Origin of the sequence: Cellulophaga baltica 18, assembly GCF_000468615.2 — a bacterium.
GTDB classification, from domain to species: domain Bacteria; phylum Bacteroidota; class Bacteroidia; order Flavobacteriales; family Flavobacteriaceae; genus Cellulophaga; species Cellulophaga baltica.
Genome location: NZ_CP009976.1, coordinates 1,330,156 through 1,352,126, shown reverse-complemented (window position 1 = coordinate 1,352,126; position 21,971 = coordinate 1,330,156). Strand labels below are relative to the sequence as shown.

At 35.2% G+C, this 21,971-nt stretch carries 19 protein-coding genes; 11 read left to right on the top strand and 8 right to left on the bottom strand.

The window, feature by feature from the left end; genetic code table 11:
• The first annotated feature begins 41 nt into the window (after positions 1-41).
• Positions 42-1,091, top strand: coding sequence for a thiamine-phosphate kinase (thiL, locus tag M666_RS05690; protein ID WP_024482233.1), 1,050 nt, complete (start codon positions 42-44; stop codon positions 1,089-1,091).
• A 139-nt stretch (positions 1,092-1,230) separates the two neighbouring features.
• Here the strand turns inward: thiL and M666_RS05685 are convergent, their stop codons facing one another.
• On the bottom strand, positions 1,231-1,485 hold the full coding sequence (locus tag M666_RS05685) for a DUF1660 family phage protein (protein WP_029447396.1): 255 nt from the start codon (positions 1,483-1,485) through the stop codon (positions 1,231-1,233).
• Positions 1,486-1,748: 263 nt separating this feature from the next.
• Here M666_RS05685 and brnQ point away from each other — a divergent pair, with 263 nt between their 5' ends.
• A complete protein-coding gene (gene brnQ, locus M666_RS05680; RefSeq protein WP_029447397.1) occupies positions 1,749-3,032 on the top strand; it encodes a branched-chain amino acid transport system II carrier protein in 1,284 nt (427 codons plus the stop codon).
• On the opposite strand, the gene miaE is transcribed toward brnQ, so the two are convergent.
• The 3 genes from miaE to M666_RS05665 form a co-directional block, all read right to left on the bottom strand.
• Positions 3,019-3,600, bottom strand: a complete 582-nt coding sequence (miaE, locus tag M666_RS05675; RefSeq protein ID WP_024482236.1) for a MiaE family protein — start codon at positions 3,598-3,600, stop codon at positions 3,019-3,021. The genes brnQ and miaE overlap by 14 nt on opposite strands.
• Positions 3,601-3,674: 74 nt before the next feature.
• A complete protein-coding gene (locus M666_RS05670; protein ID WP_029447398.1) occupies positions 3,675-5,168 on the bottom strand; it encodes a YfcC family protein in 1,494 nt (497 codons plus the stop codon).
• An 11-nt stretch (positions 5,169-5,179) separates the two neighbouring features.
• Complete coding sequence (locus M666_RS05665; protein WP_024482238.1) at positions 5,180-5,794, bottom strand: MarC family protein; 615 nt, start codon at positions 5,792-5,794, stop codon at positions 5,180-5,182.
• Positions 5,795-5,985: 191 nt separating this feature from the next.
• Here M666_RS05665 and M666_RS05660 point away from each other — a divergent pair, with 191 nt between their 5' ends.
• Positions 5,986-6,582 carry a fasciclin domain-containing protein gene (locus M666_RS05660; RefSeq protein ID WP_029447399.1) on the top strand — a complete coding sequence of 199 codons (597 nt, stop codon included), beginning with the start codon at positions 5,986-5,988 and terminating at the stop codon, positions 6,580-6,582.
• 37 nt (positions 6,583-6,619) lie between these two features.
• Here the strand turns inward: M666_RS05660 and M666_RS05655 are convergent, their stop codons facing one another.
• Positions 6,620-7,435 carry an amidohydrolase family protein gene (locus M666_RS05655; RefSeq protein WP_029447400.1) on the bottom strand — a complete coding sequence of 272 codons (816 nt, stop codon included), beginning with the start codon at positions 7,433-7,435 and terminating at the stop codon, positions 6,620-6,622.
• A gap of 10 nt (positions 7,436-7,445) precedes the next feature.
• Entirely contained in the window at positions 7,446-8,741 is a 1,296-nt protein-coding gene (locus M666_RS05650; RefSeq protein ID WP_029447401.1) for an aminopeptidase P N-terminal domain-containing protein, read from the bottom strand.
• Between the two features lie 225 nt (positions 8,742-8,966).
• Between M666_RS05650 and M666_RS05645 the strand changes: the two genes are divergently transcribed.
• The 6 genes from M666_RS05645 (at position 8,967) to M666_RS05620 (ending at position 16,554) form a co-directional block, all read left to right on the top strand.
• A complete protein-coding gene (locus M666_RS05645) occupies positions 8,967-11,813 on the top strand; it encodes a VPS10 domain-containing protein (RefSeq protein ID WP_029447402.1) in 2,847 nt (948 codons plus the stop codon).
• Positions 11,814-11,831: 18 nt separating this feature from the next.
• A complete protein-coding gene (locus M666_RS05640; RefSeq protein ID WP_025616194.1) occupies positions 11,832-12,170 on the top strand; it encodes a cupin domain-containing protein in 339 nt (112 codons plus the stop codon).
• 10 nt (positions 12,171-12,180) lie between these two features.
• A complete protein-coding gene (locus tag M666_RS05635) occupies positions 12,181-12,567 on the top strand; it encodes a DUF2721 domain-containing protein (RefSeq protein WP_029447403.1) in 387 nt (128 codons plus the stop codon).
• A 477-nt stretch (positions 12,568-13,044) separates the two neighbouring features.
• Positions 13,045-13,722, top strand: coding sequence for a succinate dehydrogenase cytochrome b subunit (locus M666_RS05630; RefSeq protein ID WP_029447404.1), 678 nt, complete (start codon positions 13,045-13,047; stop codon positions 13,720-13,722).
• Between the two features lie 11 nt (positions 13,723-13,733).
• Positions 13,734-15,749: a fumarate reductase/succinate dehydrogenase flavoprotein subunit gene (locus tag M666_RS05625; protein ID WP_029447405.1), complete on the top strand. Its 2,016-nt coding sequence runs from the start codon at positions 13,734-13,736 to the stop codon at positions 15,747-15,749.
• Positions 15,750-15,813: 64 nt separating this feature from the next.
• A complete protein-coding gene (locus tag M666_RS05620) occupies positions 15,814-16,554 on the top strand; it encodes a succinate dehydrogenase/fumarate reductase iron-sulfur subunit (protein WP_024482248.1) in 741 nt (246 codons plus the stop codon).
• A gap of 71 nt (positions 16,555-16,625) precedes the next feature.
• Here the strand turns inward: M666_RS05620 and M666_RS05615 are convergent, their stop codons facing one another.
• Both M666_RS05615 and tatA read right to left on the bottom strand, forming a co-directional pair.
• Positions 16,626-18,719, bottom strand: a complete 2,094-nt coding sequence (locus tag M666_RS05615) for an OmpA family protein (protein ID WP_029447406.1) — start codon at positions 18,717-18,719, stop codon at positions 16,626-16,628.
• Between the two features lie 437 nt (positions 18,720-19,156).
• Entirely contained in the window at positions 19,157-19,345 is a 189-nt protein-coding gene (tatA, locus tag M666_RS05610) for a twin-arginine translocase TatA/TatE family subunit (RefSeq protein ID WP_024482250.1), read from the bottom strand.
• A gap of 197 nt (positions 19,346-19,542) precedes the next feature.
• Here tatA and M666_RS05605 point away from each other — a divergent pair, with 197 nt between their 5' ends.
• Together M666_RS05605 and M666_RS05600 are read left to right on the top strand one after the other, a co-directional pair.
• The gene (locus M666_RS05605) at positions 19,543-20,412 is read left to right on the top strand and encodes a M23 family metallopeptidase (RefSeq protein ID WP_029447407.1); all 870 of its coding nucleotides are present in this window, start codon (positions 19,543-19,545) and stop codon (positions 20,410-20,412) included.
• Between the two features lie 6 nt (positions 20,413-20,418).
• Positions 20,419-21,915: a GH3 family acyl-acid amido synthetase gene (locus M666_RS05600; RefSeq protein ID WP_029447408.1), complete on the top strand. Its 1,497-nt coding sequence runs from the start codon at positions 20,419-20,421 to the stop codon at positions 21,913-21,915.
• The last annotated feature ends 56 nt before the right edge of the window (positions 21,916-21,971 follow it).

Below are 21,971 nucleotides of genomic sequence, written 5' to 3'. Positions count from 1 at the left end.
AAAGCATTTTATTTTAAGGGAATACTATGTACTTTTGCAGCATGATAGAAGATAAAAATCAGAAAAAAACTTCATTAGAGGAATTGGGCGAATTTGGTTTGATAGAACACTTAACAAAATCGTTTGAGAGTAAACAAAAATCAACACTTAAAGCTATAGGTGACGATGCTGCAGTATTGGATTTAAAAGATAAAAAAACTGTCATATCTACTGATTTACTCATTGAAGGAGTTCATTTTGATTTGAGCTATATGCCCTTAAAACACTTGGGATATAAAGCAATCATGGTAAATTTATCTGACATCTATGCCATGAACGCAATTCCTACGCAAATTACAGTTTCCGTAGCAGTATCTAACAGGTTTCCACTAGAAGCACTAGAGGAACTTTATGCCGGAATTGAATTAGCTACAGCAACCTACAATGTGGATTTAGTAGGTGGCGACACAACCTCATCAAAAACAGGATTGCTAATTAGCGTTACCGCAATAGGTGTAGCTAATGAAGCAGACATTGCTTACCGTAATGGAGCCAAACCAAATGATTTGCTAGTAGTTACTGGAGATTTAGGTGGCGCGTATATGGGACTTCAAGTTTTAGAACGCGAAAAAGAAGTGTATAAAGTAAACCCAAACAGCCAACCAGATTTAGAACCGTACTCTTACATCATAGAGCGCCAATTAAAGCCTGAGGCGCGAAAGGATATCGTGGAACTTTTAGAACAATTAGAAGTTAAACCAACAGCGATGATAGACATAAGCGACGGACTCTCTTCTGAAATACTGCATTTGTGTAAGCAAAGTGCCGTGGGTTGTGATTTATATGAAGATAAAATACCTCTAGATCCTACTGTAATTTCGTCTTGTGAAGAGTTTGGAATAGACAGTACATTAGTTGCCTTAAGTGGTGGTGAAGATTATGAACTATTATTCACGGTAGATCAAAAAGATTTTGACAAAATAAAAGGCAATCCTAACCTAACCGTTATTGGTCATATGACCGACAAGAGTTTAGGAGCAAATATGGTGACCAGAAGCGGTTCTAAAATTGGCTTAACAGCGCAGGGGTGGAACTCTTTTAATGCGGAATAAAAGAAGAATTCCCGAGAATAAACGACATACTTTAGCTAGGTCTTAGGGCACAAGACAGATAGCGGTGTATCGAATACAATCAGGAATTACTTTTAAATTTCTAAGCCATTGAGGGCTGAAATTCATTTGCCAAGCATAATTACGCCACTTGTTGGTGTGACGTTCGATGTCTTTTTTGATATAAATTTTCTAAAGTTGCATTAATGTCTTTCATTTCCGGTGTTAATCGTGCTAATTTTCCGTTAGCATCTGTAGTCACCTGTTTTTCACAATGAAGACATTTGTATTCTTTTATATGAGAAGTTACTTTTCTTGACATGGTATAATGGTGCCCAAAAATTGAGCAGCAAAACGCATTGAATCTTGAGCCGCAGCTAAAAATTACTTTCTTCATAGTTAAGGTTTTTTATGACGCACGTAAGCTTTGGGAACTTATGATATTGCAATTAATTAATATAAAATGATGTAGCAAAAAACAAATTGTAATTGCTCTTTTCTTAGAACGATGTTCTTAGTGATTTATTGAATGCTACGCTATGAATTATTAGTAAAAACGACAAATCACATTATTTTTCGATTAAAAGCAATAATCATCGATAAAATGCATTCTGAAAACAATATTTTTTCTAGTATCTTTCCTCCATATATTTCCTACCTATGCAAAACACCAAAGAAACGTTAGTAACCGCCTTTGCGCTTTTCTCTTTATTTTTTGGAGCCGGCAATTTAATCTTCCCTCCCCTATTAGGATTTCAATCAGGAAACATGTGGTGGCTAGTAGCTTTAGGCTTTTGCGTATCTGCAGTTTTAATTCCTCTATTTGGAATTTTAGCACACGCTAAGATTCAAGGAACCATATTCGACTTTGGAAAGAAAGTATCCCGCACATTTAGTTTAATGTACTCTATTTTAATATATGCCATCTCCGTAAGCTTGCCTTCTCCGAGAACGGCATCTGTTACGCACGAAATAGCAGTACAACCATTTTTTGACTCCCCTTACATCGTCACTAGTATAATTTATTTTGCACTAGTATTTGTATTTGTCATGAACAGATCAAAGCTTTTAAATATTCTAGGGAAACTCTTGACCCCTGCAATTATTTTAATATTATTAGCGATTATAGGTATTACGGTATTTTATTTCGATTTTAATTTTGGAACTACTCATTTTGACAGCCCATTTACTCACGGAATTTTAGAAGGTTATCAAACATTTGATGCTATAGGCGCTGTGGTGGTAGGGGGCGTAATTATCGTTTCGGTAAACATCAGTAATAAAGAAAAGACATTTGAAGAAAAAAAATCTTTAATACGAAAAGCAGGCTGGTTAGCTGGTACTGCTTTATTTGTTATTTATGCGGGGCTTATATTTACTGGAGCTGTAATGCACAATGAGTTTGATGCAGATATTACTAGAACCACACTACTAAATAGCATTAGTATAAAAACACTAGGCAGCACGGCCAATTTGTTTCTAAGTATTTTAGTAAGTCTAGCCTGCTTTACCACCGCAGTGGGTATTGTTACAGGAACAGCCGATTTTATTAGGCATTTATTTAACGACTCTAAAGTAGCTTACACCGTTACAGCTATCTTAGGTTGTATTTTAGGTGTGGTAATGGGCCAGTTTAATGTCGCATATATAGTTACTGTAGCCCTGCCAGCTTTAATGTTTATCTACCCTATTACTATTGTCCTAATCTTACTAAACATTCTACCAGCAAAATATGCTTCTACACTAGTTTTTAGAAGCGTAGTAATTGTTACAGCCGTATTTAGTATCCCAGATTTTCTAAGCACCATAGGGTATGCCAATGAAGTAATCAGCATTAAAGAGTTAGTACCTCTAAGCACCTACAACATGGGATGGGTACTTCCTGCTTTTCTAACCTTCGCTATTGTAAATGTATTAGGCAGTAAAAAACCTATCCGTGAATAGTCTCAGACTTGCCATAATTTTTGATGATTTCGCCCTCTGCAACTAATAAGTCTTTCCAGAGTGCATCCACATCAATACCGCCACCATATTTACGAGCAAAACCAAGGAATGTGGTATAATGACCGGCTTCACTAATCATCAATTCTTTATAGAATTTTGAAAGCTCTTCATCTTTAATGTTTTCAGAAAGCACTTTAAAACGCTCACAGCTACGTGCTTCTATCATCGCAGAAAACAACAATCTATTTACCAAGGCTTGCTGACGACTACCGCCTTTCATTTGAATCTTGAATAGTTCATTCACGTAACTATCCTTACGCTCTCTTCCTAGCGTATACCCCCGCTGCTTAATAATATCATGAACCATTTGAAAGTGCTCTAATTCTTCTTGCGCCAACTTTAACAGCTCGGTAACTAATTCTTCGTGCTCAGAATTTAAAGAAATTATTGTAATAGCATTGGTGGCAGCTTTTTGCTCACACCATGCATGGTCTGTCAATATTTCTTCAATATTGGTTTCAACTAATTTAGCCCAACGAGGATCTGTTGCCAATTTTAAACCAAGCATAATTTTATTTTTTTGAATTAGATACTACCGCAAAGATACAGCATCAGAAGCGGAAAACCATTTGCAACCTAACATTACAGATATACTGAAATGGTTAAGGATACCATTGCCAGTAGCGTCAAAATTAATAGCAGGGGCCAAACAAATTTAAGCCACTTATCATAACCAATTTTAACCACAGAAAGTGCCGCTAAAATCATACTCGTAGGGTTTATAAAATAAAATAACCCTATCCCGTACAAATAGGCATTTACCACAACTTCACGGCCCACACCAACGGTATCAGCTAGAGGAGACATGATAGGCATGGTCAGTACAGCCATTCCTGACTGTGAAGGGATAAAAAATGCCAAGCCAGAATAGATAAACATTAATAAGTTCGCAAAGATTCCTTTATTCATACCATCTGTAGCTGTACTTGCATAAAACAATACGGTATCACTAATTAAGCCGTCATTCATAAGAATAGTTACACCACGTGCAATTCCAATAATAAAAGCAACACTCAATAATTCTCCCGCACCTTTAGCAAATGCAGCAACAAATTTATGTTCTTTAATTTTCCCAATAAACCCAATTACGATAGCCGCTACTAAAAATGTACTGGTCATTTCTACAAACCACCAATCTAAAAAAGACACACCTACAATCATAACCACAAACGATAATGAAAATACAAGGAGAATTAATTTTAATCTTGCTGTTAATTCTTTTTGATTCTCTGCCTTTAAGCCAAAAGCTTCATTCATTTCTTGCTTCTGATCATAAATCAAAGACTTTGTAGGGTCTTTTTTAACCTTCTTAGCATATTGCAGGATGTAAACAATACAGACGATTAAACAGAGTAATAGCATTATGGAACGTCCCGTCATCCCGGTGGTCCAACTAATACCGGCAGCATCAGAAGCAATAATGGTCGCAAAAGGATTGGTAATACTAAATAAACAACCAACAGCAGAACCAACAAAAATGCATGCCAGCCCCACTAAAGCATCGTATTTTGCTGCCAAAAAAACAGGAATTAATATAGGATAAAAAGCCATAGTCTCTTCAGACAGCCCAAAAGTTGTTCCGCCAATAGCTACTAAAGTGGTGACAACGATGATTAATATATACTCCCTACCATTCAGCGTTTTTGCCAAACTAGCGATACCCGCATCAAAGGCACCGGTATGATCCATAATCCCAATTAAGCCACCGATAATCAAAACAAGGAATATAATATCCGATGCTTCAATGATCCCTTTTATTGGCGCCTGCACAAATTCTGAAAAACCCTGGGGCTTTGAGGCCAACTCTTTATACGTATCGGGAATATTGATAGGCTTGTAAATAGCACCACTAGTAAATTTCACTAAAGGAATCTGAATGTTTAATTGATTTAGACTCTCTTGTGTTGCAGGTAGCGTATGTGTTTCTAAAGCACTGCTTATTTCAAATGTGGCATCCGCATCATTGTATTTTAAAGAATCATATTTTCCCGCAGGAATAAACCAGGTTAAAACAGCCACCAATAGCGCAATAACAATCAAGATAGTTTGCGCTGTAGGGAATTTTAGATTTTTCATTAGCTAACAGATTAATGCAGTATCGTAAAGAATTCTCTTAAACCTGTTAAAATACTTTGGATAGCATAAGATGCTAAGATCAACCCCATCACTTTACTAATTACAGTAATTCCGTACTCGCCAACTTTTTCTTGCACCACATTTGCCGCCAATAACAAAAGACACGTTAAGATGACCACAATAAGTACTAAAACGGTAGTTACCGCCTGTTGCTCTATGGAGTATAGATTATTATTCGTCATTAACACCACGGCCATAATTGCACCAGGAGAAGCAATAGAAGGTATGGCTATGGGAAAAATAGACACATGTTTATAATCTTTAATTTTACTTTTTTCATTCTCCGGCTTCCCATCGCCAAAAATCATGGTGAGAGCAAACAAAAATAGAATGACACCCCCAGAAATTTGAAAGGCATCTAAAGAGACCTCCATCCCTTCTAAAATAAACTGACCGATACCAATAAAGAAAAGTAATATAACAAAAGCTACTAATGAGGCTCTGACCGCTATTTTTCTTTTATGCCTTGTATCAAAATTTTTAGTTGCCTCTAGATACACTGGCACTGATCCCAAAGGATCTATTACAGCAATCAAAAAAAATATAGTCGTAATTATTTCTTTCATATTTTATAGATATAGTACATTAAATGCTGAACGCTCAAAATAAACAACTTTTTAGTAGGACTTCAAATTAAAAAAACATAATTTAAAGAGGTACTTCGCACATTGTTAAACTCTTCACAAAGGTAATTTAAATACAAACCTTAAAGAGAAAAACTCCGTAGATAAGACATAATCAAACAAAGTAGTTGTTCATGAAAACCAATTCATTTTTTAAATCTGCATTTTCGTCGGTCTTTATTCTAGCCACAAGTTTCTCTTTTGCGCAAGATATGCCAACCTCAAAAGATATAAAAATGGATGAGAACACAAAAATTGATAAAAGTACAGAGACCCACCCGTCTAAAGATATTGTTTTCAATACACAAAACACAAAAGACCTTACTACTTTAACTGCCGCTATAAAAGCCGCAGATCTTACAGAAAAGTTACAAGGAGAAGGACCATTTACTGTTTTTGCTCCAACAGATACTGCTTTTGAAAAATTAGCTCAAGGCACCGTAAATGGATTGCTCGAAATTGAAAACAAAGAGAAATTGCAAGCCATATTAACCTACCATGTTTTGGCTGGAAAATTTACTTCTGAAGACTTAATAAAAGCGGTAAAAAAAGGAAAAGGAAAAACAGAATTTAAAACCATCAACGGGAAAATTTTAAAAGTCATGTTTGACGGAAAAAATCTGAAACTTATAGATGAAACAGGTCATATGGCTACAGTAACTATTACCGATGCAGACCGATCTAATGGCATCCTACATATTATTAATACGGTATTATCCCCAGGACTTTAATACACTTATAAAAAAACGACCCTATCCGGGTCGTTTTTTATTTTTTCAATTTCGAAACATCAATTTTATACAATTCTGCCGCATTTTGCCACAGTATTAACTCTTTCTTATCCTCTGAAATATTCAAATGCTTCATAAACTTTAAATACGATTTCATATTAGAGATGGGCCAATCTGTACCATATAACAAGTATTTTGGATTTCCCGCATACGTAATCATTTCTTCAATACCTTTTTTCATGTATTTTTCGAACTTCGTAGAAAAATCACCTAACACAAGACCAGAAATATCTGCGTAGACATTCTTATTCTTGTAGACCACCTCCATACAATCTTTTATCCACGGATTTCCTACATGGCAAATAACAATCTTTAAATCTGGATAATCAACAGCCAAATCATCTATATGAATGGGGTGGGAGTATTTAATTCTGCCCGTTGGCGCATAAGTATCTCCTGAATGAAACATGACCGGAACATCATATTCTAAGGCCATTTCATAGACCACTTTTAACCGTATATCATTTGGATAAAAAGGCTCATACCCCGGATAAAATTTCAATGCTTTTATAAGGCCCTGTTCTAAATAATCTCCTATTTCTCTTAAATCTCTATAATTGTAATTCAAATAACTAATGCCCGCAACCACACCAAGATTATCTCTTCCTTTTATAGCCTCTACTACTTGTTTGGTACTTGGCCGATGTTCATTTACCTTATACGAAGTGAGCACCAAAGAATAATCTACCTGATTATCAATCATGGTTTGCGTGAGCTTATTCAAACACTCGTCAAGAGAAACTACCCGATCTTCGTGATAGTTATTTATATGGGTATGAACATCTATAATCATTGGCTACTACTTAATTTTTATTCATTAATTCTTCAATCTCATCTGCCTCGATAGGGATGTTTTGCATCAAATTAAAAGGAACTCCCTTTTCTTGAATCACCACATCATCTTCTAAACGAATTCCCATATTTTCATTTGGGATGTAAATTCCTGGCTCTACGGTAAAAACCATATTTGCTTTCATAGGAGTTTTAAGCGCTCCATAATCATGCGTATTTAATCCTATATGGTGACTAGTACCGTGCATGAAATATTTTTTATAGGCTGGCCATTCTGGATTTTCATTTTGAACATCTGCCTTATCTAACAAGTTGAGCCCTATTAATTCCGAAGTCATTATTTTACCCACTTCTTTATGATACTCTGCCCAGATAGTTCCCGGAACCAACATTTTGGTGGCTTCATTTTTAACACGAAGGACCGCGTCATACACTTCTCTTTGTCTTGGCGTAAATTTTCCGCTAACGGGAATTGTTCTAGATAAATCACTAGAATAGTTGGCATATTCTGCCGCAACATCCATCAGAATTAAATCTCCCGATTTACATTGCTGATTGTTCTCTATATAATGAAGTACGTTAGCATTATTTCCCGAGGCTATAATTGGGGTATACGCAAAACCTTTTGACCTATTACGAATAAACTCATGTAATAATTCTGCTTCAATTTCATATTCCCAAACATCTGGCTGAACAAACCCAAGCAATCTTCTAAAGCCTTTTTCTGTGATATTACACGCCGTTTGCATTAAGGCTAACTCCTCTGGTTCTTTTACACCTCTAATTTCCTGTAAAATAGGATTGCTTTTTGCATATTGATGTGCTGGGAATTGCAATTTACATTTTTGAATAAAACGATCTTCTCTTGTTTGTGTTTCTACCGCCTGCCTGTAATGCTCATTTGTATTAAAGTAAACCGTATTTGCTTCCGTCATTAGATCAAAGAAAATCTTATCAAAGTCGGTTAACCAATATACCGTTTCTATTCCCGACACAAGTGTAGCCTTTTCCTTCGTTAGCTTTTCTCCCTCCCATACAGCAATATGCTCATTGGTTTCTCTAACAAATAAAACCTCACGATGCTTTTTATTTATGGCGTCTGGAAATAATAGTAAAATAGTTTCTTCTTGATCTGCTCCTGAAAGATAAAAGATATCACGGTGTTGTTCAAAAGGCATGGTACTATCCGCACTTATAGGATACACATCATTAGAATTAAAAACAGCAATACTTTTTGGAAGCATAGCCGCCATAAATTTCTTTCTGTTTTTTATAAAAAGGGTATTTTGTATTAAATCGTATTTCATTTTGTAACCGGTGTTTTTTATTAAAATAAGCAATAAACGCTTTGCTAGCTTAATTCTGAAGATTATAGCGCTTAACGCATATCACATTAATCACCTCAAAAATAAGAATTAATACACACAAGCCTTATTAATGAAAAGGTAATATTTCCTCATTTACCAGAAAGACCCAAGAATCTTTCCGCTAGATTTCTTAACTTTCCGATGACTAATTACAACCAACACATCATGAACAAACTTATAGGCTTACCCCTACTACTTTCCGCTACATTTATCTTTGCTCAAAATGCCCCCTCAAGCTCAGAAGCTGTATTAAATGCATTACATCAAAAAGAACAATTAGCAAATAGCTCTATTGTTAAGAACATTCCTTTTACTAATGTAGGACCTACTGTAATGAGTGGGCGCGTAGTTGATGTTGACGTAAATCCTCAAAATCCAACAGAATTTTATGTCGGCTATGCCTCTGGAGGTGTTTGGCATACTAAGAACAATGGCACCACTTTTACTCCCATTCTAGACAACGCACAAACTCAGAATGTTGGTGATATTGCCGTAGATTGGAAAAACGGAATTATCTGGGTAGGAACAGGAGAAAATAACGCTTCTAGATCTTCCTATGCAGGAATAGGTATTCTAAAATCCTCAGACAATGGTGAAACTTGGAAAAATGTTGGCTTATTAGACGCACAGCATATTGGTAGAATATTAATAGACCCGAACAATTCCAATACTATTATTGTAGGCGCTACGGGCCACTTGTATTCCGACAATGAGGAACGCGGAATTTACAAAACTACTGATGGCGGTACCTCATGGAAAAAAACCCTTTATATAAATAGCAGCACTGGTATTATAGATGTAGCTTTTGCTCCTGACAATTTTAATACGATGTATGCTGCGGCATGGGAAAAAGGCAGAAAAGCATGGGATTTTATAGGCAATGGTAATGGCTCAGGAATTTATAAAAGCACAGATGCAGGAACCACTTGGACAAAGATTTCTACCCCCGAAAGCGGATTTCCGACAGGCGAAGGTGTCGGCAGAATAGGATTAGCTGTTTTTGACGAGCATACCGTATATGCGGTTCATGACAACCAATTTAGGCGAAAAAAAACAACATCTACCGCTACATCTAAAGGCTTAACAAAAGATGATTTTAAGTCGATGACGGCAGATGATCTTTTAAAAATAGAAGACAAAAAATTAAATGAGTTTCTGAAAACTAACGGATTCCAAGAAAAATACCGCGCAGCTAATGTAAAGCAACTGGTACGTAGCGGAAGCGTAAAACCTATAGATTTAGCAAAGTATTTAGAAGATGCGAATGCTATGCTTTTTGACACGCCTGTAATAGGAGCTGAAGTATACAAAAGCACAGATGGAGGAACCACCTGGAGCAAGCAAAATGAAAATTATATTGACGATTTGTTTTACAGTTACGGGTACTATTTTGCTCAAATAAATGTAGATCCTAGCAACGTAGATAAAATTTATTTAGCTGGTGTACCTATTATTAAATCTGATGATGGAGGTAAAACCTATACTTCTATTAACGGTGAGAATGTTCATGCAGACCACCATGCCTTGTGGATAAACCCTAAAATGTCTGGACATTTAATCAATGGAAATGACGGCGGCATAAATATCTCTTACGATGATGGCGCCAATTGGATTAAAAGTAACACTCCCGCAGTAGGCCAATTTTACGCGGTTAACGTAGACAATGAAAAGCCGTATAATATATACGGCGGACTCCAAGATAACGGTGTTTGGAAAGGAGTACATACCGCAAAAGAAGATGTTTCATGGCACCAAAGCGGAGACTACCCTTGGAAATCTATTTTAGGTGGTGATGGCATGCAAGTACAGATAGATAACCGCAACAGCAATATTGTCTATACCGGCTTTCAGTTCGGAAACTATTTTCGTCTAGATTTAGAAAATAAAAAAAGAGATTATATACAACCTAAACATGAATTAGGAGAAACACCATACCGTTTTAATTGGCAAACACCTATTTTATTATCCCCGCACAATCAAGACATTCTATATCTAGGAGGCAATAAATTACACCGTTCCCTAAACCAAGGAACAGACTGGGAAACCATTTCTGAAGATTTAACCAACGGAGGCAAAGAAGGCAATGTTGCTTATGGAACCATAACCAGCATATCAGAATCTCCTTTTAAATTTGGATTGTTATATACTGGTAGCGATGATGGTATGATATTCATGACACAAAACGGCGGAGGCAGTTGGGATAATATTGCTAATTCTTTACCTAAAAACCTTTGGGTAACAAGAGTGGTAGCTTCTAAGCATAAAAAAGAACGTATTTACGCTACCTTAAATGGCTACAGAAATGATGATTTTGAATCTTACATTTATACCAGCGATGATTTTGGAAAAACATGGCAAGATATTGCCAACAATATCCCTTCTTCTCCTGTAAATATACTTACGGAAGATACTGAAAATGAAAATCTATTATTCACAGGAACAGACAATGGATTGTATGTAAGCTTTAATCGTGGCGCATCTTGGGAAGTTTTCCAAAATGACATGCCCAATGTTGCCGTACATGATATTGTTATCCAACCCGAAGCAAAGCATTTAATTATTGGTACCCACGGCCGAAGCATTTATAAGGCTGATATTAGCAATTTACAAAGAATAACTCCCGAGATACTAGACAAAAACATTCATGTTTTTACACCCGAAACCATAAAACACTCTGCAAGATGGGGCTCTTCTTGGAGTACTTGGGGAACACCACAAACTCCAGGTTTAGATCTATATTTCTACACTAAAAACGAAGGAGTTTTAGAAGCTACAATTCTTACCAATAATGGAATTGAAATAAGCAGCACAACCTTAGAAAACATTAAAGGGTTTAATCTTTTATCATACGACTTGGCATTCTCAAAATCCGGAAAATCTGCGTACTTGAAGAAAGTTAAAACAGAACTAATAGAAGCCAATGACGGTAAAACATACTTACCCAAAGGAAACTACACCATTAAATTAACAGGAAAGGGTATCAAAGAAACCATCGCTTTTGAAATTGAATAGTATTCGAATACACTAAAAATGAAATTAACAAAAACAACCGCACTACCAGAGCTTGGAGTTTCTCATGATGCTGAAATTAAAAAGAAAGTTTTCATAGGCAAAGGAGAAATACCTCAGCTTATGATGTACGGTAGTGCTGTGTTTACTCCTGGACAATCTGTAGAATTACACCAACACGACACTATGTTTGAAGTTTTTTACATTCAAAGTGGCAAAGCAGAATTTATCGTGAACTCCAAAATTTTTATTGTAGAAAAAGGAGATTGCATTACCATTGAACCCGGTGAACTACATGCCCAAAACAATCCATTTGACGAAAATGTTACTTGGACATACTTTGGTATCGCAACCGACTAATTAGACAATTATGGATTTAACTTTAGGCATACCAGCATTACTTTTCCCTGCAATTTCATTGACTATGTTGGCATACAATGCTCGATATTTAGCCATTGCTGCTCTCATTAGACAGTTGCATCAAAAATATCAAGAAACCGGATCGTCATCGGTAAGTTTACAGGTTAAGAAATTGAGCAAGCGTTTAATAATCATCAAAAACATGCAGGCATCTGCTATTTTAAGCTTTTTACTGGCAGTTATTACGATGTCTTTAATTTATGTACAACTTGATTTTTGGGCAAATTTAGTTTTTGGCATCAGCCTTTTAGCTTTGATGATTTCTTTAATTTTATCTTTTATTGAGGTACAGCTTTCCACCAAGGCACTGTCCATTCAGTTGAAAGATTTGGAGTAATTAAAAAAGTAGCCATGCGGGTACCAGTGTAATGCTAACGCTAGCATGGAAATCCGATGAACTGCACGTTCCAAATATTCCATTTAAAGAAAATGTGACGTGTATTTACGTTGGTATCGAAATTGATACATTGCAAAAGAAAAGACCAAGTAGTATGTTTCTGAAATGCCTCAACCCCATATTTTTTAGAAAAGTATAGCTTAAAATCAAAATACATAGTCTAAATACTCTTTTCATCCTATTATAAGTATTTTAAGAAGTTAAGAACAGACTGGGTGGTTTATTTTTTTATAGGGTATTTTCAAGATTTTAAGTGTTGGCAAGTGTAAATTTCAAACGTTTTAGTAACTTTTAGTTTTAAATAGCCATACTGGTCAACCAATTACTTATTTTGATTCTAAATAAGAGTAGGATTTATTAGTAAAGTTTGTTAATAACTTGTTTGTACTGTAAATTTGTAAAAAAAACTAACAACTAATGAGCGGATTTTTCAAATCTTCGATTGGTAGAAAGTATGCGATGGCACTTTCTGCTTTCTTTTTAATGTTTTTTCTACTTCAGCATTTTGCAATTAATATTTTATCGGTTTTTAGTCCAGATGCATTTAATGAGGCATCTCATTTTATGGGAACGTTCTGGGCGGTACAATATGTGTTGCAACCCGTGTTAATTTTTGGGGTGATGTTCCATTTCATTATGGGTTTCATTTTAGAAATTAAAAACAGAAATGCTAGAGTAGCAAAGTACGCTAAAAACAATGGAGCAGCTAATTCTAGCTGGATGAGTAGAAACATGATTTATAGCGGATTGGCTATTTTAGCCTTTTTAGTGCTTCACTTTATTGATTTCTGGCTTCCAGAAATTAGTACTAAATACATTCAAGGCGATATGTCTGGATTATTAGCAGATGGTGAAGGCTTTCGTTATTATGAAGAATTAACGCATAAGTTTGTTAACCCTCTTAGGGTTGGTGCTTATGTAATTGCATTTGTATTTTTATCGTTACACCTTATGCACGGTTTCAGTTCTGCATTCCAATCTTCGGGTGTTTCGTCTATGAGAAAAGAGAAATTACAAATTTTTGGTAAAGTGTATGCTATTGCAATTCCATTAGGATTCATAGCAATCGCCCTTTTTCATCATTTTAATCATTAATACTATTACTTATGTCTGTATTAGACTCAAAAGTACCAAAAGGCTCATTAAAGGATAAATGGACCGATTATAAAAATCATATTGATTTAGTTAACCCTGCGAACAAACGTAATATTGATGTTATTGTTGTTGGAACAGGATTAGCTGGTGGTTCTGCGGCTGCTACTTTAGCAGAGCTAGGCTACAATGTTAAAACATTTTGTTATCAAGATTCTCCACGTAGAGCACACTCAATTGCTGCACAAGGTGGTATAAACGCTGCTAAAAATTACCAAGGTGATGGTGATTCTACTTACCGTTTATTTTACGATACCGTAAAGGGTGGAGATTACCGTTCTCGTGAAGCTAACGTTTATAGATTAGCAGAAGTATCTGCTAATATTATTGACCAATGTGTTGCACAAGGAGTACCATTTGCACGTGATTATGGTGGATTATTAGACAACCGCTCATTTGGTGGTGTATTGGTTTCACGTACTTTTTATGCCAAAGGACAAACGGGACAACAACTATTATTAGGTGCCTATTCTGCAATGAACAGACAAATTGCTCGTGGTAAAATTACCCCGTTCAACCGTCATGAAATGCTAGATGTGGTTAAAGTAGATGGGAAAGCGAGAGGAATTATTGCTCGTGACCTAGTTACCGGAAAAATAGAACGTCATTCGGCACATGCTGTTGTTATTGCTTCTGGAGGATACGGAAATGTATATTTCTTATCTACTAATGCAATGGGATCTAACGCTACTGCCGCTTGGAAAATTCATAAAAAAGGAGCTTTTTTCGCAAATCCATGCTATACACAAATTCACCCAACCTGTATTCCTCGTTCCGGAGATTACCAGTCTAAACTTACGTTGATGTCTGAATCTTTACGTAATGACGGGCGTATTTGGGTTCCTAAGAATTTAGAAGATGTAATGGCTATCCGTGAAGGAAAGAAAAAGCCAACAGACTTAACAGAAGATCAAAGAGATTATTATTTAGAACGCCGTTACCCTGCATTTGGTAACTTGGTACCTCGTGATGTGGCTTCTAGAGCTGCTAAAGAACGTTGTGATGCTGGTTACGGAGTAAACGCAACTGGTGAGGCTGTTTATTTAGATTTTGCCTCTGCTATAGAACGTTATGGAATAGAACAAGCAAAAATTCATAATATAGAAAATGCTTCGGCAGAAAAAATATATGATTTGGGTGCTGCTATCGTAAAAGCTAAATACGGAAACCTTTTCCAGATGTACGAGAAAATCGTAGATCAAGATCCATACAAAACACCAATGATGATTTATCCTGCTGTTCACTACACTATGGGTGGTGTTTGGGTAGATTATAATCTAATGACCACTGTTGAAGGTTTATACTGTATTGGTGAAGCAAACTTCTCTGATCACGGTGCAAACAGACTTGGAGCATCTGCCTTAATGCAAGGTTTAGCTGACGGTTACTTTGTATTACCTTATACGATTGGTGATTATCTTTCTCATGAAATTAGAACAGGAAAAATTCCAACAAATACACCGGAGTTTGATGAAGCTGAAAAGTCTGTAACTGCTAAGATTGATTTCTTTATCAATAATAAAGGATCTCACTCCGTTGATTATTACCATAAGAAGTTAGGTAAAATTATGTGGGATAAATGTGGAATGTCTCGTAACGCAGAAGGTTTAAAGGAGGCTATGGCCGAAATTAAAGCACTACGTGAAGACTTTTACAAAAACGTAAGTGTTCCAGGAAGTTCTAATGAATTAAATGCAGAACTTGAAAAGGCAGGTCGTGTAGCAGATTTCTTAGAATTAGGAGAGTTATTTGCTAAAGATGCACTTGAAAGAGAAGAATCTTGTGGTGGGCACTTTAGAGAAGAGTCTGTTGAACTTGATGGCGAACAAAAAGGAGAAGCAAAACGTAATGACAAAGATTTTGCATTTGTTTCTGCTTGGGAATTTAAAGGAGAGCCATCTGAAGCTGTTTTACATAAAGAGCAGTTAGAGTTTAAAGAGATAGAATTAAAACAAAGAAGTTATAAATAATAGTATTGAGCTATTACATGTGATTTACATCATGTTATAATACTCATTACTCAATACTTAAAATATGAATCTGACATTAAAAATTTGGAGACAGAAAAATGCTCAAGCTAAGGGCAAAATGGTCGATTATAAAGTGACAGAGATATCTGAACATATGTCTTTCTTAGAAATGATGGATGTTTTAAACGAACAATTGATCAATAAAGGTGAAGAGCCTGTTGCTTTTGATCATGATTGTCGTGAAGGTATCTGTGGTATGTGTTCTATGTTTATTAATGGTGAAGCTCACGGACCAGACAGAGGTGTTACTACATGCCAATTACACATGCGTATGTTTAAAGATGGTGACACAATTACTATTGAGCCATTTAGAGCAAAAGCTTTTCCTGTATTAAAGGATTTAACCGTTGATAGAAGTGCTTTTGACCGTATACAGCATGCTGGTGGATACATTTCTGTAAACACTTCAGGTAATACGCAAGATGCTAATGCAACTCCTATTTCTAAGCACGCAGCAGATGAAGCAATGGATGCAGCTACCTGTATTGGTTGTGGTGCATGTGTAGCAAGCTGTAAAAATGCTTCTGCAATGCTTTTTGTTGGTGCAAAAGTATCTCAATATGCATTATTGCCACAAGGACAAGTAGAGGCTGCAGATCGTGTTAAAAACATGGTAGCGCAGATGGACTTAGAAGGTTTTGGAAACTGTACAAATACTGGAGCATGTGAAATTGAATGTCCTAAAGGAATTTCTTTAGAAAACATCGCACGTATGAACAGAGAATTACTAAAAGCAAACGTTTAAAAAAGCTTTTTTATATACATAAAAAAACCCAAGCATTGCTGCTTGGGTTTTTTATTATCTTTTTTTAAGTCTTACATTTTTACAATTATAAATTCAGAACGCCTGTTCAACTCATGCTTCTCACGAGTACATCTCACGCTTCCGTCACAATCATTCAATAGTTTATCTTCACCATATCCAATGGCACTTTCTATACGGTCTGCATCGATACCTTGAGATATAATATAATCTCTTGAAGATTTAGCACGCTTATCTGAAAGATATCTGTTATAATCACTGGCACCTCTACTATCGGTATGTGATTCTATCTTAATCACCATTTCCGGATATTCAGACATTACCTCTACCAATTTATCTAACTCTTTAGAGGCATCCTCTCTAATAAACGACCTATCAAAATCAAAATAAATCATATCAGTCTTAAGCTTTCTTATCCCCTCTTCTATTACGATAAGTTCTTTTAGCTTTTTCAATGAAACATTGACCATCTCTGTTTCATTTAATGTAGTCATGACCTCCTTAACATCTTGAAAAAATTCTTTTCTATTGGTTTTGATACTATATTTCTTATCTCCATCAAGATCTTCAAAAACAAAACTACCATCTTCAGCTGTTTCTACTTCCTTAAGCTTAATATTGTTTTCATCCAAAAGCATCACTAGAGCTTTAGGCATAACATCTCCTGTCACCAATTCTGTTACCACACCAGCAATAGCTGTATGGGTTACCTCTTCCATCGTTAAACGCTCAAAGGAGTAAATATCATCATCACCTTTACCACCTGCACGGTTAGAAGCAAAATATCCCTTTTGACTCTCCTCACTCACGATATAAGAGAAATCATCTTTATTACTATTTACAGGAACCCCTACATTCTTAACCTCCTGAAAACCATCAACGTCATAAGAAGCTTCAAAAACATCTAAACCACCAAGACCAGCATGCCCATCTGATGAAAAGTAAATTTTCTTGTCTGTAACAAACGGAAACATTTCTCTTTTCTCTGTATTAATTTCTGGACCTAAATTTCTAGGAGCAGAATAAGTACCATCTTCCAAAACATCAACAACAAAAATATCTGAAGCACCTAAACTGCCTGGCATGTCAGAAACGAAATATAATAATTTACCATCAGGACTTAAGGCCGGATGCCCCGTAGAATAACTATCACTATTAAAAGGTAGTTCTTTAGGTTCTGCCCAATCATCGCCTACCTTAACAGACGTATAGATTTTCAAGTGATTGACACCATTTTTATCACGCTTTAACTTCTTACCGTAATTATTACGTGTAAAGTACATAGTTTCATTATCTGGAGAAAAAGTAACAGAAGCCTCGTGATATTTAGAATTTATCTTTTTGGAAAATTTAATAGCACTTTTTAAATCTGCAGACTCCTCGTTTATCTTAGAAACATATAAATCTAAAAACGGCTGATCATTCCATTTATACTTACGCGTAACAAAGACCGATGAATCTAATGAAGAAGAAAAAACCACCTTATCATTATCATAAAACATAGGCGAAAAATCTGAATATTCAGAGTTTATAGCCACATTATCTATCGTAAAGCCAGCATCACCATGAATAATTTTGTCTAAAGCAACCTCTTCTCTTGAAGCATTAAAAGCATATGCATTTTGAGTATCTTCCTTTTGCATTTTTTCATACAAACGCATAAACCTTTTAGCCTTACCATATTTACCAGTACCTTTCAGTGTATGAGAATACTTAAAGTAATTATCCGCCGTCATATTATCTTTATACTCCTTATATAAAACATCATACCATTGGTATGCCTTTTTCATATTAGTATTGTAATAATAAGCATCACCCGCCTTTTTTAAATTTTCAAAAGTATAGTTATCTTTATCCTTAAGAGCCAATTCATATAATGCGGCCGCTTCCGCATACCACATCTTGTTAAAATAAGCATCTGCTTTTTGAATAATTTTTGAAGCCTTAGGGTTGGACTTTTTTAATTCGCCGTCATCTCTTAAAGAGTTTAGCATATCAATAGTAACATCTTCAATAGCAACGGTATTGTCTTGAGAGGTGTCTAAGCTTTTGACGACAGTTGTATTATCTAAACTATTGGTTTTAGCAGATTGTGCATAAATCCCGAAGCCAGACAAAAACAAAACTGATAGTATAAGTTTTTTCATTGTAGGTTAATTTGAAGAATCTTGGGGTAGATTATAAGTCGATAATAATTTTAAATTCAAATAAATTTATAGGTTTGGTTCGTATTGATTACACAGCTAAATACCCATAAATTCGTTAATATGGATACTAATCTTGTTTATAGAAAACGAATAAATCCTTAGAATCGTATACTTCACAAAATCTCAGGTTGCATTCTACTACTGTTGCTTCCAATAGAAAATGTATAAAACAAGCACCTCGACCAAAATTAAAGTTGGCTATCAAAATAAGTGCTATAAATGTTGTGAAGGTGCGTATTCCTGTAGTGCCACTAGGAACTAAATGCTGTGTAACAATTAATATATGCTAAGAAAACCATAGCTTAAAACTAGGAGAGCATAAAAAAAGCCCTTAGTAAAATTAAGGACTTAGCTATTTTTTAAAAAAAATAAATATTCTATTTTTCTTCTATCTTATCTGGTGTATCCTCTTCTTTCGAGGCATCTTTAAATTCTTTAATTCCACTACCCAAACCACGCATTAATTCAGGAATTTTTTTCCCTCCAAAAAGTAATAGTACAAGAACTACTACAACCGCAATTTGCCATGGGCCGATCATTCCTAAAAAAATATTTGAAACTATCATAAACTAGATTTTAGAACCACAAATTTACTAAAAAAGTATTACACATGGTGTTAATATTTATATCGCCGAACCTTTTTTTTGAAAAAGTCCATAATAATTTACTAAACGTATACAAATTACAGTTTAGTATTTATAAATTCGATGTAAATATAAAAAGTATTTTATCGCAGTAAGATTGTAAGTTATATTTGTGTAGTATGGCAAAAAAGAAGAAAAAAGGAAAAGATATCAAAAAAAAACTGCTTCATAAGTATCGTTTAGTAATTCTGAACGAAAATACTTTTGAGGAAAAAATATCTTTCAAATTAAGTAGGCTAAATGTATTTATTACAGGCTCCTTATTTATCGTGTGCTTAATTGCTTTAACCACCTTATTAATAGCATTTACCCCATTGAGGGAATATATACCAGGATACTCCTCCACCAAGTTAAAAAGACAAGCGACAGAGCTCACCTATAAATCAGATTCACTGGTGACAGTATTAAATTATACCAATAAGTATTTAGATAATATTAGAAAGGTTTTGAATGGAGATATCACTAACAATCAAATTAATAGAGACTCCTTATTTGAACAGTTTAAATTAGACCCTTCTAGTGTAGATTTAACACCTATAAAAGAAGATTCTATTCTAAGGGCTCAAGTAGAATTAGAGGATAAATATAATTTGTTTGAGCGCACCGATAAGAATGTAAATCAAATATTATTCCCTCCTATTAACGGAAGCGTATCTCAAGACTATGACCCTAAGACAAAACATTTTGCAATAGATATAGTAGCTGCAAAGGGTACTCCAGTAAAATCAGTAGCAGATGGTACTGTTATATTTTCTGAATGGACTTCAGAAACTGGTTATGTTATTATTGTAGAGCATAAAGATGGGCTACTATCTGCCTATAAACACAATGGCTCTCTCAGTAAAGAACAAGGAGATTTAGTACGTGCCGGAGAAGTTATTGCCTCTGTTGGGAATACTGGTGAGTTAACTACCGGACCACATTTACACTTTGAATTATGGAATAATTCAAGTCCAGCAAACCCAAAAGATTATATTGATTTTAAATAATTCTGCATGTCTATAAAGTCTTTAGCCGCAAAAATTTTTGCCAAGAGAATTGCTAAAAAAACTCAAAAGTGGGTAGATAACCCTGTAGCCACACAGGAAAAATTGCTACAAAAATTGATTGCCACTGCTAAAAACACAAATTTTGGTAAGGATCATAATTTTGAGGCCATCAGAAACCACGATGATTTTGTAAAAAATGTTCCTATAAGAGATTATGAAGAACTAAAGCCATATGTAGAAAAAGTAGTTGCTGGCGCTGCAGATATCTTGTGGCCAAAAAAACCCATCTACTTTGCAAAAACCTCAGGAACAACATCCGGAGCAAAATATATTCCCATAACAGAAACCTCTATAAAACATCAAGTAGAGGCTTCTAGAAATGCTATTCTAAACTACATTGAAGAAACAGGGAATGCCGACTTTGTAAATGGTAAAATGATTTTTCTACAAGGTAGCCCTGTATTGACTGAAAAAAATGGTGTTAAATTAGGAAGACTCTCCGGTATATCTGCCCATTATGTTCCTAATTATTTACAAAAAAACAGACTCCCAAGTTGGGAAACTAATTGTATTGAAGATTGGGATACCAAAGTAAACACAATAGTTGAAGAAACTATAGATGAAGATATGACGGTAATAGCCGGTATCCCCTCCTGGGTACAGATGTATTTTGAAAAATTAAATACCGTTGGGAATAAAAAGGTGGGAGAACTATTTAAAAACTTCAACCTCTTTATTTATGGGGGCGTTAATTATGAACCGTATAGAGCAAAATTTGAAAATCTCATTGGAAGAAAAGTAGATAGTATTGAGCTCTTTCCAGCCAGTGAAGGTTTCTTTGCCTATCAAAACTCTCAGAAAGAAAAAGGAATGCTACTCCTCCTAAATTCAGGAGTTTTCTATGAATTTGTAAAATCGGATGAGTTCTTTGAAGAACATCCAAAACGAATCACGATAAAAGATGTAGAAGTTGGAGTTAACTATGTGATGATCATCTCAACAGATGCCGGTTTATGGGCGTATAATCTTGGAGATACCGTTCAGTTTATTTCATTAAAACCCTACAAAATTATTGTCTCTGGTAGAATTAAACATTTTATTTCTGCTTTTGGGGAGCATGTAATTGGTAAAGAAGTAGAATCTGCAATGCAGAAAGCCATTGAAGAAACAGATGCTCGTGTAAACGAATTTACCGTGGCACCTCAAATAACACCCGTATTAAATGAATTACCTTATCATGACTGGTTTATAGAATTTGAGAAAGAACCTACAGACCTTGCAAAGTTTATAGAAATATTAGACCTTGAATTACAGCAACAAAATAGTTATTATTTTGACCTTATCGATGGAAAAATACTCCAAAGATTAAAAATTACCAGCATTAAAGAAGGTGGTTTTAATGAGTATATGAAATCCATCGGAAAGTTGGGCGGTCAGAATAAAGTACAGCGATTATCAAATGATCGAAAAGTAGCAAATGAGTTAAATACCCTTAAACGCTAGGTTAGCTTAAAGTTTTCATTCAGTTAAGAATTATAAATCTGAATAATAAATCGTAG

Bases quoted from the DNA above. Each gene is read 5' to 3' on its own strand.
- M666_RS05640 (WP_025616194.1), top strand. From the start codon at position 11,832: ATGAAATTAACAAAAACAACCGCACTACCAGAGCTTGGAGTTTCTCAT.
- thiL (WP_024482233.1), top strand. From the start codon at position 42: ATGATAGAAGATAAAAATCAGAAAAAAACTTCATTAGAGGAATTGGGC.
- brnQ (WP_029447397.1), top strand. From the start codon at position 1,749: ATGCAAAACACCAAAGAAACGTTAGTAACCGCCTTTGCGCTTTTCTCT.
- M666_RS05620 (WP_024482248.1), top strand. From the start codon at position 15,814: ATGAATCTGACATTAAAAATTTGGAGACAGAAAAATGCTCAAGCTAAG.
- M666_RS05665 (WP_024482238.1), bottom strand. From the start codon at position 5,794: ATGAAAGAAATAATTACGACTATATTTTTTTTGATTGCTGTAATAGAT.
- M666_RS05660 (WP_029447399.1), top strand. From the start codon at position 5,986: ATGAAAACCAATTCATTTTTTAAATCTGCATTTTCGTCGGTCTTTATT.
- tatA (WP_024482250.1), bottom strand. From the start codon at position 19,345: ATGATAGTTTCAAATATTTTTTTAGGAATGATCGGCCCATGGCAAATT.
- M666_RS05625 (WP_029447405.1), top strand. From the start codon at position 13,734: ATGTCTGTATTAGACTCAAAAGTACCAAAAGGCTCATTAAAGGATAAA.
- miaE (WP_024482236.1), bottom strand. From the start codon at position 3,600: ATGCTTGGTTTAAAATTGGCAACAGATCCTCGTTGGGCTAAATTAGTT.
- M666_RS05655 (WP_029447400.1), bottom strand. From the start codon at position 7,435: ATGATTATAGATGTTCATACCCATATAAATAACTATCACGAAGATCGG.
- M666_RS05615 (WP_029447406.1), bottom strand. From the start codon at position 18,719: ATGAAAAAACTTATACTATCAGTTTTGTTTTTGTCTGGCTTCGGGATT.
- M666_RS05630 (WP_029447404.1), top strand. From the start codon at position 13,045: ATGAGCGGATTTTTCAAATCTTCGATTGGTAGAAAGTATGCGATGGCA.
- M666_RS05645 (WP_029447402.1), top strand. From the start codon at position 8,967: ATGAACAAACTTATAGGCTTACCCCTACTACTTTCCGCTACATTTATC.
- M666_RS05635 (WP_029447403.1), top strand. From the start codon at position 12,181: ATGGATTTAACTTTAGGCATACCAGCATTACTTTTCCCTGCAATTTCA.
- M666_RS05605 (WP_029447407.1), top strand. From the start codon at position 19,543: ATGGCAAAAAAGAAGAAAAAAGGAAAAGATATCAAAAAAAAACTGCTT.
- M666_RS05685 (WP_029447396.1), bottom strand. From the start codon at position 1,485: ATGAAGAAAGTAATTTTTAGCTGCGGCTCAAGATTCAATGCGTTTTGC.
- M666_RS05670 (WP_029447398.1), bottom strand. From the start codon at position 5,168: ATGAAAAATCTAAAATTCCCTACAGCGCAAACTATCTTGATTGTTATT.
- M666_RS05600 (WP_029447408.1), top strand. From the start codon at position 20,419: ATGTCTATAAAGTCTTTAGCCGCAAAAATTTTTGCCAAGAGAATTGCT.
- M666_RS05650 (WP_029447401.1), bottom strand. From the start codon at position 8,741: ATGAAATACGATTTAATACAAAATACCCTTTTTATAAAAAACAGAAAG.